This window comes from Pseudomonas sp. Cab53 (genome assembly GCF_018325965.1).
GTDB classification, from domain to species: domain Bacteria; phylum Pseudomonadota; class Gammaproteobacteria; order Pseudomonadales; family Pseudomonadaceae; genus Aquipseudomonas; species Aquipseudomonas chlororaphis_E.
Window position 1 is genome coordinate 4,444,158 of sequence record NZ_AP021902.1, and the last position, 13,696, is coordinate 4,457,853.

Here is a 13,696-nt window from a genome sequence, read left to right on the forward strand (position 1 = left end):
ATCACGCAAAACGCCCTGCACAATCCTGCACAAATGATCCATGTGCGCGATGGGACAGGGCGTTTTCAGATGATTACAAATGACAGGTTCAGTACCGGTTGGGTTCCATTTCCAGCTCGACCTGGAACCGCTCGGCGATGTCCTTCTGGATACGCAGGGCCAAGTCCAGCAGTTGCGGCCCCGTGGCGGCGCCATAGTTGACCAGCACCAGCGCCTGCAACGCATGCACTCCGGCGTCGCCCTCGCGAAAACCTTTCCAGCCGGCCCGCTCGATCAGCCACCCGGCGGCGATTTTCATCTGCCCTTCGGGCTGTGGATAAGCCACCAGGTCCGGGTACTGCACCTTGAGTTGCGCAACGTGCTCGGCCGGCACCAGCGGGTTCTTGAAGAAACTGCCGGCGTTCCCCAGCACCGCCGGGTCCGGGAGTTTTTCGCTGCGGATACTGCAAATCGCCCGGCTCACATCCATGGGCGTTGCCTGGTCGATGCCTTGCTCGGTCAACCGCTGGCGGACCGGACCGTATTCCAGGTGCAGGTGGGCGGCGCGACTGAGGGCAAAACGCACCCGCAGGATCAACCAGCGCCCGGCCTGTTGCTTGAACAGGCTGTCGCGGTAGGCGAAACGACACTCTTCGAGGCTGAACTCGCGTTGCTGGCCGGTATGGCGGTCGAGCGCCGTGAGGCCGGCAAACACGTCCTTGATCTCCACGCCATAGGCGCCGATGTTCTGCATCGGGGCCGCGCCAACGGTGCCGGGGATCAGGCTGAGGTTTTCCAGGCCCGACCAGCCCTGCGCCAGCGTGTACTGGACGAAGGGATGCCAGGGCTCCCCGGCTTCGGCTTCGACCACCACCCGCTCGCCGTCATCGCTGAGCAAGCGAACCCCCTGGCTGGCCATGCGCAGCACCAGGGCGTCAATGTCACCGGTCAGCAGCAGGTTGCTGCCGCCGCCAATCACCAGCAGCGGCACCTCGTGCTCACGGGCATAGGCCAGGGCCTCGCGGACATCGCCATCGTCGTGGGCCTCGGCGAACAGGCGCGCCGTCACATCGACGCCGAAACTGTTGAACGGTTTGAGGCTGACGCCGGCCTGTATCTGCAAGGTCATAACCGTCCCTTCAATTCGATCACCAGGCGATCGGTGGCCTGCTCGATCAAGTCCAGCACCTGCTCGAAGCCCTGTTCGCCGTCGTAGTACGGGTCCGGCACCTCGTCCAGTTCCGCTTCGTAGCGGCGCAGGAACAGGTCCAGCTCGGCCCTGCCGTTGGCCGGTTGCAGGGCCTTGAGGTTGCGCAGGTTGCTGTTGTCCATGGCCAGGATCAGGTCATAGGCGGCGAAGTCGGCGCGAGTCACCTGCTGGGCCCGCTGGGCCGACAAGTCGTAACCCCGGCGCAAGGCAGCGGCCTGGCTGCGTTTGTCCGGGGCCTTGCCGACATGCCAGTCGCCGGTACCGGCAGAGGCGACTTCGACCTGGCCGGCCAGCCCGGCCTCGCGCAACTTGTGCCGCAGGATGCCTTCGGCGGTGGGCGAACGACAGATATTGCCGAGACAGACGAACAGGACCCGCATCAGACCTCCAGCAGGCGACGAACGCGTTCGAGGTCTTGCGGGGTGTCGACACCGGTCGGCGGGGCGATCAGCGCATCGGCGACATGGATCCGCACGCCATGCCACAAGGCACGCAATTGCTCCAGCGCCTCGGTATTTTCCAGCCAGCATGGGCCCCAGGCGACGAAGTCCTGGAGGAAGCCGGCGCGGTAGGCATAGATGCCGATGTGGCGACGGTACGGGACGCCTTCGGGCATCACATCGCGGCTCTGGGCGAATGCATCGCGGGCCCATGGCAATGTCGCGCGGCTGAAGGTCAGGGCCAGGCCGTTGAGGTCGCTGACCACCTTGACCACGTTGGGGTTGAACAGGGCTTGCACATCCTCAATCGGCTCGGCCAGGGTCGCCATGCGCGCCTCGGTGTGGGCCGCGAGGTTGGCGGCGACCTGATCGATCACGCTGGGCGGGATCAAAGGCTCGTCACCCTGCACGTTGACCACGATGGCTTCCGGTTCCAGACCCAGCTTCACCGCGACTTCCGCCAGGCGATCGGTGCCGGAGTTGTGGTCCTCGCGCGTCAGCACGACCTCGGCGCCAAACCCCTTGCAGGCCTCGACGATGCGTGCATCGTCAGTCGCCACCACCACGCGCTGGGCGCTGCTTTTGCAAGCCTGTTCCCAGACATGCTGGATCATCGGCTTGCCGGCGATCGCCAGCAACGGTTTGCCGGGCAGGCGCGTCGAGGCGAAGCGCGATGGGATGACAACGGTGAAGGCGGTGGTCATTTATCCAGGCGCTCGTCGGTGCTCAGGGTGCGGGCTTCGCTTTCGAGCATCACCGGGATGCCATCACGAATCGGATAGGCCAGGCCAGCACCCTTGCTGATCAGTTCGGTCTTGTCGGCGCTGAGCTTGAGCGGACCCTTGCAGACCGGGCAGGCCAGGATATCGAGCAGTTTGGTGTCCATGGAAATTCCCTTGGGTAAAAGGTGTTTAAGGCAAAAGGCGATCCGGCAACAGGCGCATCAGCTGGGTGTCGAACCAGGCCGCGAAGGCCGGCGACGGCGCAGCATCCACCGCCAGGTACCACCAGTGCGGGCCGGCGAAGGCGCGGCATTTGACCGCGTCCTTTTCCGTCATGACCAATGGCAGCGCAGGCGAGAAGTCCAGGGCCTGGGCACTGTACTGGGCATGGTCGGCAAACCCGTGCGGTATGGGTCGCCAGTGTAGCGTTTCGAGGGTCTTGAAGAAACGCTGGGGATTGCCGATGCCGGCCACTGCGTGCACCGCCTGGCCGGGCGGGAAATGGTCGAGGTCGCGCCGCTCGCCGTTGGCCAGGTTCACCAGGGCGGTGGGCCGCAGTTCAAAGGCGAAGCCGTCGTCGCGATCCGCACTAGCGCCGTTGTACAGCACGGCGTCGACCGATTGCAGGCGCTCGACCGGTTCGCGCAACGGCCCGGCAGGCAGGCACCGGCGGTTGCCCAGGCCGCGGGCGTTGTCGATCAGCACCAGTTCGAGGTCCCGGGCCATCCGGTAATGCTGCATGCCGTCGTCGGACAGGATCAGGTCCAGCGGTTCGGTTTCCAACAGCGCCTGGACCGCGCGGCTGCGCTGCGGGTCGATCATCAGTGGCACGCCGGTGCGCTGGACGATCAACAGCGGCTCATCGCCGGCCACGTCGGCGCCCTGGCTGGCTTCGACCCGCCAGGGCAATTGCGGCGGCTGGGCGCCGTAGCCCCGGCTCACCACGCCAACCCGCAGGCCGCTGCGCTGGCAATGCTGGATCAGCCACAGGATCATGGGCGTCTTGCCGGTGCCGCCGACCGTGATATTGCCGACCATCACCAGCGGCACGGGCGGCTGGTAGATCGGGCCGTCACCGGCCAGGAAGCGCTCGCGCTTGCGCACCACCACTCGCCGGTACAACCACTCCAACGGCCGCAGCAGCGCCAGGGCCGGATGCCCCTGGTACCAGGCGGCAAGCAAACGATCGGACATGGCCATCAGGGTGCGGGCGCCGCCTCGACGGTGGTCATGCGCAGATGACTGAAGCCGAGCTTGCCGGCCGCATCCATCGCGGTGATCACCGATTGATGCGGGGTCTTGCCGTCGGCGCTGATGGACAGCGGCAGGTTGGTGTCGCCGCCGGACTCCTTCTGCAAGGCGTCGATCAGGCTCGCCAAATCACTCTTGGGCAGCAACTGGTTGTTCACCGAGAACGCGCCTTCGGCGCTGATGGTGACTTCCAGGTTCTTCAGCTGCTGGTCCTCGGCCGGCGAGCCACTGACGGCCTGCGGCAATTCGACCTTGAGCTGGGTTTCCCGGGTGAAGGTGGTGGTCACGACGAAAAACAGCAGCAGGATGAACACCACGTCGATCAGCGACGCCAGGTTGATCTCGATGTTTTCCCGGGGTTTGCGGCGGAATTTCACTTCTTGTCCCCGGCCAGGTCTACATCACGGTCGCCCTGCACCACCTCGACCAGCTTGATGGCCTCCTGCTCCATGCCCACCACGAGCTCGTCGACGCGCCGTTGCAGGAAGCGATGGAAAAACACTGACGGAATACCCACCATCAGGCCGGCAGCGGTGGTGATCAGCGCCTTGGAGATGCCCCCCGCCAGCACGGCGGCGTTGGTGGTCATGCCGGAGCCGGTGAAGGCGCTGAAGATATCGATCATGCCCAGCACCGTACCCAGCAAGCCCAGCAACGGGGACATGGCGGCAATGGTGCCCAGGGCATTGATGTAGCGCTCCAGCTCATGGATGACCCGGGCGGCGGCTTCCTCGATGCACTCCTTCATGATCTCGCGACCATGCTTGGAGTTCGCCAGGCCGGCGGCGAGGATTTCCCCCAAGGGCGAACTGGCGCGCAGTTCCTTGAGCTTGTCCTTGTTCAGTTGCTTGTCCTTGATCCAGACCCAGACCTGCCCGAGCAGATGCTCCGGGGTCACACGGCTGGCCCGCAGGGTCCACAGGCGTTCGGCAACGATACCCAGTGCCGCGATGGAACTCAGAATGATCGGCAACATCATCCAGCCGCCGGATTTGACCAATTCCCACACAGTGACTGCCCCCTCGAAAAAGTGCGCCACTTTATCACACAGACTCGCCTTGGAAGACCCGACTCGCCGATAGGCGCTTGCCCGTTTGCGCTGGATCAATGTCGGCCCGGGGGGCCGGCGGGCAGTGGATCACGCCAGTAGCGGCGATGCCCGGCCTCGGTACGCGGCCGTGCGAAGGCCCCCAGTTGCAGACGAATGGCACCCTGTTCGGCACTGTCGTAGATCGTCATCCCCGCCCGGCGGTAACGGGCCATCACCTGGGGATGTGGATGGCCGAAGGCATTGCCCTGTCCGCGGGAAATCAGCACCGAGTGAGGCTTGAGACGTGCCAGCAGCGCCATCGACGATGAGCTGCGGCTGCCATGATGAGGGGCGGCCAGCCAGTGGATCGGCACCGCCAGGGGGCCATCGAGCAAGGCGCGCTCGGCATGGCGGTCGATGTCGCCGGTCAACAGCAAGCGCTCGCCGCCCGCCTCCACCCGCAACACGCAGGACTTCTGGTTGCTGTCCTCGGCCGATGACCATTGCCACAGCGCGAAACCGACCCCGTCCCACTCCCAGCGCTGGCCACTGTCACAAGGCCCGGCGTGCAACGCCTCGGGCAGCGCGTCGGGATCGCCGCTGATCAGTTGCCGGGTGGGCAGCCCGTTGCGCACCGCCAGGGCACCACCGGCATGATCGGCATCGGCATGGCTGAGCAGCATCAGGTCCAATTCGCGCACCCCCAGCTTGCGCAAGGTGGGCAGCACGACACGCTCGCCCGCATCGGCGTCGCCCCAGCGTGGCCCGGCGTCATAAAGCAGGGCATGGCCATGGGTACGCACCAGCACCGCCAGCCCCTGGCCCACGTCCAGTTGCCAGATTTCGGCCTGCCCGTGCGGCAGGTTTTCCCGCGGTGCAAAGACCATCAAGCTCAACATTGGCCAACCCAAAAGACGCAGCGGCACGCCCTTGGGCAACAGCAGCACAAACGCACCGAGGGCGGCGATGCCCAAGGCCCAGGGCGGAACCGCCGCCGGGGTCCAGGCGGGCAGTTGCCCGGCCACCCACGCCAGCCCCCTGAACCATACGTCGAGCAGCCCGCCAGCGATCCATAGCAGGCCCTCGCCCACGAACGGCACCGGCAACAACAGCGTGCCGAGCAATGCCGGCGGCAGCACCAGCAGGCTGATCCAGGGCACCGCCAGCAGGTTCGCCAGCGGCCCGCTGAGGCTCACCGGCAGCCCCAGGATCAACAGCAACGGACACAGGCCGAGCGCAACCAGCCATTGGGCGCGAGTCCAGGTCTGCCACCAGCGCCAGGGCCCCAGGCGGCCGCCAAAGGTGAACATCAGGATCGCGACGGCGGCGAACGACAGCCAGAATCCGGGCCGCAGGCAGGCCAGCGGATCGAACAACAGCACCCCGTCGAACGCCAGCAACCAGGCCCACCAGGAGGCCGCAGGCTTGAAGCGCAAGCGCCACAGCAACACCAGGCCGATCATCGCGCAGGCCCGCCGCACCGGCACCTCGAACCCGGCCAGCAAGCCGTAGCTCAGCGCCGCCATGAAGGCCAGGCCGCAGGCCCAAGGCAACCATGGCAGCCTTGCCGGCCACAGGCCATGGCGCGCCGCACCCGCCACCATCAGGTACACCAGGCCGGCGAGCAGGCCAATGTGTTGCCCGGAGATCACCAGCAGATGAACCGTGCCGGTGTCTTGCAACACCCGCCAGTCTTCGCGGCTCAACCCGGCACCATCCCCCAGCACCAAGGCCATCAGCGCACCGGAGCGGCCCTGGGCATCGACCCGCGCCAGCGCCTGGCGCACCCCGTCACGCCAAGCGCCCTGAGCTGGCTGCAGCAGGCGACCGTCCTTGATGGTTCCGGTGGCGCCGATGCCCCGGCTCAACAGCCAGGCCTGATAGTCGAAACCGTGAGGGTTCAGCAGCCCGGCGGGCCGCTTGAGCTTGACCGCCAATCGCCAACGCTCGCCACTGCTGACCGGCGGCCCACCGAACCAGGCGAGGCGCATCAACGCCGGCAACCGGTCGCGACGACCATGGGCATCGGCCAGTTCGAAGCGCACCACGCCGTCGCTGTATTGCGGCAAGCCGACGACACGCCCTTCGACCCAACGGGTTTCTCCCTCCAGCGCGGCAGGCAACCGATCGTCCAGCGCACACTGCGCCGACAGACAGGCCCAGGCCAATCCGCCCAGGAAGAAGCCCAGCGGGTAGGTTCGAAACGGCACGGCCATCAGTGCCAGCACCGGCAGCGCCACCATCAGCCACGGCGGCGGCAACGCCGGGAAAAAAACCGGGGCCACCAGCCCCAGCGCAAGCGCGACCAATCCTGTGCGCATGACCCGTCCTTGAGAGTGCCCTCTCAAGGCTTAGCCGTTGTGCGGCACCCCGGGCGTTATCAATTGTCACAAAGTCTGAATCTGCCAACCGTAGAATCCGGACATACTTGCCGCCTTACTGCTTTGAACCGACCGAGAAGCCTTATGCCCCGGCGCCTATTCAAACGTTACATGCCTGACCCGCAGAGCATCCGGGAACACAAATCCTTACGCTTTCTCGGCACCTTGCTGCATGACCCCAACCTCTGGCACCTCAACCGTCACTCCGTCGCGCGCGCCATGGCCGTCGGCCTGTTCGCCGCATTCCTGCCCATTCCCTTGCAAATGCTGCTGGCTGCCGCACTGGCCGTCGCGGTACGCGGCAACATGCCGATTGCCGTAAGCCTGGTGTGGCTGACCAATCCGATCACCATGCCGGCGGTGTTCTTCTGCACCTACCAGACCGGCGCCTGGCTGATGGACGTACCTGCCCGGACGCTGCCGGAAGAACTGACCTGGGAATGGATCAGTGGCCAGTTGTCGACGTTGTGGCAGCCGTTCCTGCTCGGTTCGGTGGTCACCGGCCTGGTGCTCGGTGCCCTGGCCTACTTCGTCACCATGAGTTACTGGCGCTGGTGGGTGACCCGGCAGTGGAAACGGCGCAAGAAAAGCCGGATGTGACCGGCAAAAAAAGGGCCTCCATTGCTGGAGGCCCTTTTTTTGGGGCGTGCTGGCTGACGCCTTCGCGAGCAGGCTGGCTCCCCAAGGGGAACGTCAGGTGCGCATGCCGCGCCCGCTGACCAGCAACCGCGAGCAACCGATGTACAGCACCACAGTGGCCACCAGCATGAAGGTGATCGCAATGCTGATCTTGATGTCGGAAACCCCCAGGATGCCGTAGCGGAAGGCGTTGACCATGTGCAGCACCGGGTTGGCCAGGGAAACGGTCTGCCAGAACGGCGGCAACAGGGAAATCGAATAGAACACCCCGCCCAGGTAGGTCAACGGCGTGAGCACGAACGTCGGGATGATGGAGATGTCATCGAAGTTGCGCGCGAACACCGCGTTGATGAAGCCCAGCAGCGAAAAGATCGTCGCCGTGAGCACCACCACCAGGACCGTCACCCCCAGATGATGCACCTGCAGATGGGTAAAGAACAGCGACAGCAGCGTCACGATCAACCCCACTGCCAGGCCACGCAGGACGCCGCCCAAGGTGTAGCCGATAAGGATCGTGTGGGGGGAGACCGGCGAGACCATCAGCTCTTCGATCGAACGCTGGAACTTGCTGCCGAAGAAGCTCGACACCACGTTGCCGTAGGAGTTGGTGATCACCGACATCATGATCAGCCCCGGCACGATGTAGTCCATGTAGGTGAAGCCACCCATGTCGCCGATCTGCCGGCCGATCAGGTTGCCGAAGATCACGAAGTACAGAACCATGGTGATCGCCGGCGGCAGCAGGGTCTGCGGCCAGATGCGCATGAAGCGCCGCACTTCACGGTAGACGATGGTATTGAGGGCAATCAGGTTGGGGCGCAGTTCGGAACTCATACCGCCACCTTCGCCAGGTTTTTCTCCACCAGGGACACGAACAACTCCTCGAGGCGATTGGTCTTGTTGCGCAGGCTCTGCACTTCGATGTTCTGCAAGGCCAACTGGCCGAACAGCCCGGTGATGCCGACGGCCTTGTCCACCTGGACCTCCAGGGTATGGCTGTCGACCAGGCGCGCAGGGTAACCAGTGAGCTGGGGCGCGGCCTTCAGGTCGTGCTTGAGGTCCAGCACAAAGGTTTCCACATGCAGTTGGCCGAGCAACTGCCGCATGCTGGTGTTCTCGACGATGGTGCCGTGGTCGATGATGCCGATGTTGCGGCACAACTGCTCGGCCTCTTCCAGGTAATGGGTGGTCAGGATGATGGTGATGCCTTTCTGGTTCAGCTCGGTCAGGAAGGTCCACATCGAACGACGCAGCTCGATGTCCACCCCCGCCGTCGGTTCGTCGAGGATCAGCAGGCGTGGCTCATGCACCAGCGCGCGGGCAATCATCAGGCGGCGCTTCATGCCGCCGGACAACGAACGGGACGGCACGTCGCGCTTGTCCCACAACCCCAGCTGGGTCAGGTACTGCTCGGCGCGCTCGTTGGCGATCTTCGGCGGGATGCCGTAGTAACCGGCCTGGGTCACGACGATGTCGAAGGTCTTCTCGAACTGGTTGAAGTTGAACTCCTGGGGCACCACGCCAATGCAACGCTTGAGGGCGGCGGGCTCGCGGTCCAGGTCATGGCCGAAGACATTCACCGTGCCGCTGGTCTTGTTCACCAACGTGGAAAGAATGCCGATGGTGGTGGATTTGCCGGCGCCGTTAGGACCGAGCAAGGCAAAGAAATCGCCTTCGGCGACGTCCAGATCGATACCACTCAGGGCCTGGAAACCGTTGCCGTAGGTTTTGGTTAGCTGCCGGATGGACAGAGCGGAACTCATATCGGATTACGCACCAAGAAGGGAAGAAAGAAGTACATGAGGGCGCGCGGCGAGCAAAACAACCACGGCGCACGATGGCCATGGTGCTGGGCGTCGCCGCACAAGTACAGTCACGCGTGTCGATAGTAAGTATTAAGTCAACGCGGTCATGACCGCCTTGCGGTAGGCCGGACGCTGTTTCAACTGCTGGTACCAGGCTTCCAGATTCGGCCAGGCAGCCCGCTCGATGGGCATTTCGAACCAGGCATAAATGAAGCTGCCCAAGGGAATGTCGCCCATGCCGATCTGCGCGCCGCTCAAATAAGGCTGCTCGCCCAATGCACGGTCGGCCATCGCCAGCAAAGCGTTGCATTCCTTGATAGCCGCATGGATGGCAGGCCAGTCCTGTTGCTCGGCCGGGGTGCGCAGCACGCCCCAGAACACCGTCCGAAACGGTGCGGCAAAAGACGAAGTGGTCCAGTCCATCCATTTCTCGGCGGCGGCCCGTGCCTGGGCATCGGCCGGGTACCAGGCCGAATCCGGCGCGTGGCGGGCCAGCAGGTAGCGCACAATGGTGTTGGATTCCCACAGCACGAAACCGTCATCCTCGATCATGGGCACGCGGCCGTTGGGGTTCTTCGCCCGGTACTCAGGCGTGTCCACCACGCCAAAAGCGCCGCCCGCATCGATGGCCTCGTAGGCCAGCCCCAGCTCTTCGGCACACCAGAGCGCCTTGCGCACGTTCGACGAATTCTTGCGACCCCAGATCTTCAGCATCACGGTTTCCTTCAATGGACAAAGTGCCGCAGCAGCATACGCCGGATCAGCCGCGACTCAAATCGTCCCGCATATCGCCGAGCAAGGACGGCGCCTGATCGCCGAACAGGTGTGGATAACATTTCTCCAGGTGCCCGAAAAAGAACGCTTCGGGGACATCGGCGAACTGCCCATGGTCGGTGATGTATTCCATCAGCTTCGCGCCTTGGCGATTGAACGGGTGGAAAACGCTGTCGTGGCGGCCGTCGAACTCCAGCGGCGCGACGTCGAACAGCTCGCACAAGCCCTGGTTGAACGCCGGCGTGGCCTTGACCCAGCGGCCGTCCAGGTACAGCTCGGTGTAGCCGTGCATGGCGAACACGTCGCTGCGCAGCAACGCCAGCAAACGGGGCGTGGACAGGTGGTTGCGCACATCCGCCAGGCCGATGCGTGCCGGGATACCGCAATGCCGGGCACAGCCGGCGAGCAGCGTGGCCTTGGGCACGCAGTAGCTTTCCCCGTGGCTCAGCGCATGGCTGGCACGCAGGGTCGCCGGATCGCGACTGAAGGTATACGGGTTGTACCGCACCGCCTCGCGCACGGCGTAGTAAAGGTAGACCGCCTGCGCCACAGGGTCGCGGTCGGCACCGCGATGCGCCTCGGCAAAGGCGATGACCTGTGGATGATCGCTGTCGATGAAGCGGCTGGGCGTCAGGTAGGACTGCATGCAGGAAGGCCTCCGGGAAACGCCGGCCATCGTGGCTGGCATCGGCAAAACCCGAGTCTATCCACAGCCCCGTTGCAGCGATAACGACGTTTCGGCCAAACAATGGCGTTTTCTCACCTGGATAACGAACGATTTCCCACGGCTGTTGCCAACCAGACTGGCGCACTGCATCCAGGGTTTCCCACGAAATCAATCACATCGCGCCGACCGCCGGTTTTGCAGAGGCCGTCTAAGCTCTGTGGGTCGGTTTTGCCCTGGTTCACGGAGGATTACCTATGCTGTTGTTGTGGATACTGGTCCTGGTCATCGGGATCGCCTGGCTGGCCCATCGGCGCACCGCCCCGTTGCCCGCACTGGGCATCGTCGCGGTCTACCTGCTGGCCATGGGCATTTTCAGCCACGCCCCCGGGTGGCTGATGCTGGTTCTGTGGGTGATGCTCGCCGCCGTCGCGGCTCCCCTGCTGCTGCCAGACCTGCGTCGCCGGTATTTCAGCGCGCCGATGTTCGACTGGTTCCAGAAAACCCTGCCGCCCATGTCCCAGACCGAACGCGACGCCATCGACGCCGGCACGGTGTGGTGGGATGGCGAACTGTTCAGCGGTCGCCCGGACTGGGACCTGCTGCTGTCCTACCCCAAGGTGCAGTTGACCGAGGAAGAACAGGCATTCCTCGACGGCCCGACGGAAGAACTCTGCGCGATGGTCAGTGACTGGCAGATCGGCCAGGCCATGGACCTGCCGCCCGAAGCCTGGGCCCATATCAAGACGCACGGTTTCTTCGCCCTCATCATTCCCAAGGAATACGGCGGCAAGGGCTTCTCCGCCTACGCCCACTCCCAGGTGGCGATGAAGCTGGCGACCCGCAGCGGCGACCTGGCGTCCACGGTGATGGTCCCCAACTCCCTCGGCCCGGCGGAACTGCTGCTGCACTACGGCACCGATGAACAACGCGACCACTACCTGCCACGGCTGGCCCGGGGCGACGATATCCCCTGCTTTGCCCTGACCGGGCCGCTGGCCGGCTCCGACGCCGGGGCGATGCCCGACACAGGCATTATCTGCAAGGGCGAATGGCAAGGCCGGGAAACCCTGGGCCTGCGCCTGAACTGGGAAAAGCGCTACATCACCCTCGGCCCGGTGGCCACCCTCCTCGGCCTGGCCTTCAAGGCGTACGACCCCGACCACCTGCTGGGTGACGAAGAAGACCTGGGCATCAGCCTTGCACTGATCCCCACCGACACCCCGGGCGTACACATCGGCCGCCGCCACCTGCCACTCGGCGCGGCGTTCATGAACGGGCCGAACTGGGGCAAGGACGTGTTCATCCCGCTGGACTTCCTCATTGGCGGCCAACCGATGCTCGGCAAAGGCTGGATGATGCTGATGAACTGCCTGTCGGTCGGGCGTTCGATTTCCCTGCCCGCGGTGGGCACCGGCGCGGCCAAGTTCACCAGCCTGGTGACGGGCCAGTACACCCAGGTGCGCGAGCAGTTCAACGTCCCGCTGTCAGCGTTCGAAGGCATCCAGGAAGCCATGGCGCGCATCGGCGGCAACGCCTGGCTGATGGACGCGGCCCGCATGCTGACCGCCAACGCCGTGGACCTGGGGGAGAAACCCTCGGTACTGTCGGCGATCCTCAAATACCACCTGACCGAGCGCGGTCGTGAATGCATCAGCCACGCCATGGACGTGCACGGTGGCAAGGGCATTATCATGGGCCCGAACAACTACCTGGGCCGCAGCTGGCAAGGGGCGCCGATCTTCATTACGGTCGAAGGCGCGAACATCCTCTCGCGCAACCTGATGATCTTCGGCCAGGGCGCCATCCGCTGCCATCCGTTCGTGCTCAAGGAAATGGCCCTGGCCACCCGTGAGGACAAGGACCAAGCCCTGGTGGAATTCGACGGCCTGTTGCTCAAGCACATTGGCTTCGCCATCAGCAATGCCGCCAGCACGCTGGTGTTGAACCTGGGCCTCGGCCGCTTTGAACACGCACCGGGCAATGCCTTGAGCCAGGGCTACTTCCGCGCCCTCAACCGGCAGGCGGCGGCATTCGCCCTGCTGGCGGACCTGAGCATGATGCTGCTGGGAGGCGAGCTCAAGCGTCGTGAACGACTGTCGGCACGCCTGGGGGATGTGTTGAGCAATCTTTACCTGGCGTCCGCGGCACTCAAGCGCTACCACGACCTGGATTCGCCGGACCACATGGCGCCGCTGTTCACCTGGGCCATGGAGGAAAGCCTCGGCCAGTCGGAACGTGCGCTGGACGAACTGCTGGCCAACTTCCCGAATCGGGTATTGGGTTGTCTGTTGCGTGGAGTGGTGTTCCCGTTCGGCCGTCGCCACAAGGGCCCGAGCGACAGGTTGGATGCCGAGGTGGCCGCGGTGATAGGCCGGGCCAAGGGTGATCCGACCCTCGAAGAACTGCTGCAGGGTTGCTACCGTCCACAATCGGCGGACGATCCGGTGGGTGCCCTGCAGCACGCCGCCGACCTGCTGGGCGCCGCGCATCCGGCGCAGAAAAAACTCCACGTCGCGCTCAAGCAAGGTCAGCTCGACCCGGCGCCGGGCGAACCCCTCATCGATGCCGCCCTCCAAGCCGGGGTGCTGCAAGCCGGCGAAGCCGAGGCCCTGCGCGTGGCCGAAGCGGCGCGGCGCAAGGTCATCGACGTGGATGACTTCGACAAGGAGGCGCTGACACTGGCCGAAGCCAAGGTCCGCTGAGTCCGTGACGAGGGGCCTGCTGCACCGTCCCGCGGGAGCAGGCGCCCTCGCCGCGATGTCCCACTGATCCGCGGCCATGTAAAAGCCGGCGCGGGG

The 13,696-nt window shown here is 64.7% G+C and carries 14 protein-coding genes; 2 read left to right on the forward strand and 12 right to left on the reverse strand.

The features are described 5' to 3' along the window. Positions 1-88: 88 nt before the first annotated feature. The 8 genes from murB to KI241_RS19320 all read right to left on the reverse strand — a co-directional run bounded on the left by murB (position 89) and on the right by KI241_RS19320 (position 6,953). Positions 89-1,108 carry a UDP-N-acetylmuramate dehydrogenase gene (gene murB / locus KI241_RS19285; protein WP_047736431.1) on the reverse strand — a complete coding sequence of 340 codons (1,020 nt, stop codon included), beginning with the start codon at positions 1,106-1,108 and terminating at the stop codon, positions 89-91. Beyond that, on the reverse strand, positions 1,105-1,569 hold the full coding sequence (locus KI241_RS19290) for a low molecular weight protein-tyrosine-phosphatase (RefSeq protein WP_042728813.1): 465 nt from the start codon (positions 1,567-1,569) through the stop codon (positions 1,105-1,107). Before KI241_RS19290 ends, murB begins: the two co-directional genes overlap by 4 nt. Then, on the reverse strand, positions 1,569-2,333 hold the full coding sequence (gene kdsB, locus KI241_RS19295) for a 3-deoxy-manno-octulosonate cytidylyltransferase (RefSeq protein WP_212802888.1): 765 nt from the start codon (positions 2,331-2,333) through the stop codon (positions 1,569-1,571). Before kdsB ends, KI241_RS19290 begins: the two co-directional genes overlap by 1 nt. Beyond that, a complete protein-coding gene (locus tag KI241_RS19300; protein ID WP_042728811.1) occupies positions 2,330-2,515 on the reverse strand; it encodes a Trm112 family protein in 186 nt (61 codons plus the stop codon). Before KI241_RS19300 ends, kdsB begins: the two co-directional genes overlap by 4 nt. A gap of 25 nt (positions 2,516-2,540) precedes the next feature. Then, a complete protein-coding gene (gene lpxK / locus KI241_RS19305; protein ID WP_212802889.1) occupies positions 2,541-3,551 on the reverse strand; it encodes a tetraacyldisaccharide 4'-kinase in 1,011 nt (336 codons plus the stop codon). After that, the gene (locus KI241_RS19310) at positions 3,551-3,979 is read right to left on the reverse strand and encodes a biopolymer transporter ExbD (protein ID WP_042728809.1); all 429 of its coding nucleotides are present in this window, start codon (positions 3,977-3,979) and stop codon (positions 3,551-3,553) included. Before KI241_RS19310 ends, lpxK begins: the two co-directional genes overlap by 1 nt. Further along, on the reverse strand, positions 3,976-4,611 hold the full coding sequence (locus KI241_RS19315) for a MotA/TolQ/ExbB proton channel family protein (RefSeq protein WP_161796100.1): 636 nt from the start codon (positions 4,609-4,611) through the stop codon (positions 3,976-3,978). Before KI241_RS19315 ends, KI241_RS19310 begins: the two co-directional genes overlap by 4 nt. Positions 4,612-4,706: 95 nt before the next feature. After that, positions 4,707-6,953, reverse strand: a complete 2,247-nt coding sequence (locus KI241_RS19320) for a DNA internalization-related competence protein ComEC/Rec2 (RefSeq protein ID WP_212802890.1) — start codon at positions 6,951-6,953, stop codon at positions 4,707-4,709. 144 nt (positions 6,954-7,097) lie between these two features. On the opposite strand from KI241_RS19320, the gene KI241_RS19325 reads away from it, so the two are divergent. Next, a complete protein-coding gene (locus tag KI241_RS19325) occupies positions 7,098-7,613 on the forward strand; it encodes a DUF2062 domain-containing protein (RefSeq protein WP_042728806.1) in 516 nt (171 codons plus the stop codon). A 93-nt stretch (positions 7,614-7,706) separates the two neighbouring features. Here the strand turns inward: KI241_RS19325 and KI241_RS19330 are convergent, their stop codons facing one another. From KI241_RS19330 to KI241_RS19345, 4 genes are all read right to left on the reverse strand, one after another. Then, positions 7,707-8,486, reverse strand: coding sequence for an ABC transporter permease (locus tag KI241_RS19330; RefSeq protein ID WP_042728805.1), 780 nt, complete (start codon positions 8,484-8,486; stop codon positions 7,707-7,709). Continuing rightward, positions 8,483-9,415 carry an ABC transporter ATP-binding protein gene (locus KI241_RS19335; RefSeq protein ID WP_042728804.1) on the reverse strand — a complete coding sequence of 311 codons (933 nt, stop codon included), beginning with the start codon at positions 9,413-9,415 and terminating at the stop codon, positions 8,483-8,485. Before KI241_RS19335 ends, KI241_RS19330 begins: the two co-directional genes overlap by 4 nt. Positions 9,416-9,547: 132 nt before the next feature. Further along, positions 9,548-10,171 carry a glutathione S-transferase gene (locus KI241_RS19340; protein WP_042728803.1) on the reverse strand — a complete coding sequence of 208 codons (624 nt, stop codon included), beginning with the start codon at positions 10,169-10,171 and terminating at the stop codon, positions 9,548-9,550. 46 nt (positions 10,172-10,217) lie between these two features. After that, entirely contained in the window at positions 10,218-10,877 is a 660-nt protein-coding gene (locus tag KI241_RS19345) for a transglutaminase family protein (protein ID WP_212802891.1), read from the reverse strand. Positions 10,878-11,152: 275 nt separating this feature from the next. On the opposite strand from KI241_RS19345, the gene KI241_RS19350 reads away from it, so the two are divergent. Beyond that, positions 11,153-13,600 carry an acyl-CoA dehydrogenase gene (locus tag KI241_RS19350; RefSeq protein WP_212802892.1) on the forward strand — a complete coding sequence of 816 codons (2,448 nt, stop codon included), beginning with the start codon at positions 11,153-11,155 and terminating at the stop codon, positions 13,598-13,600. Positions 13,601-13,696 lie beyond the last annotated feature (96 nt).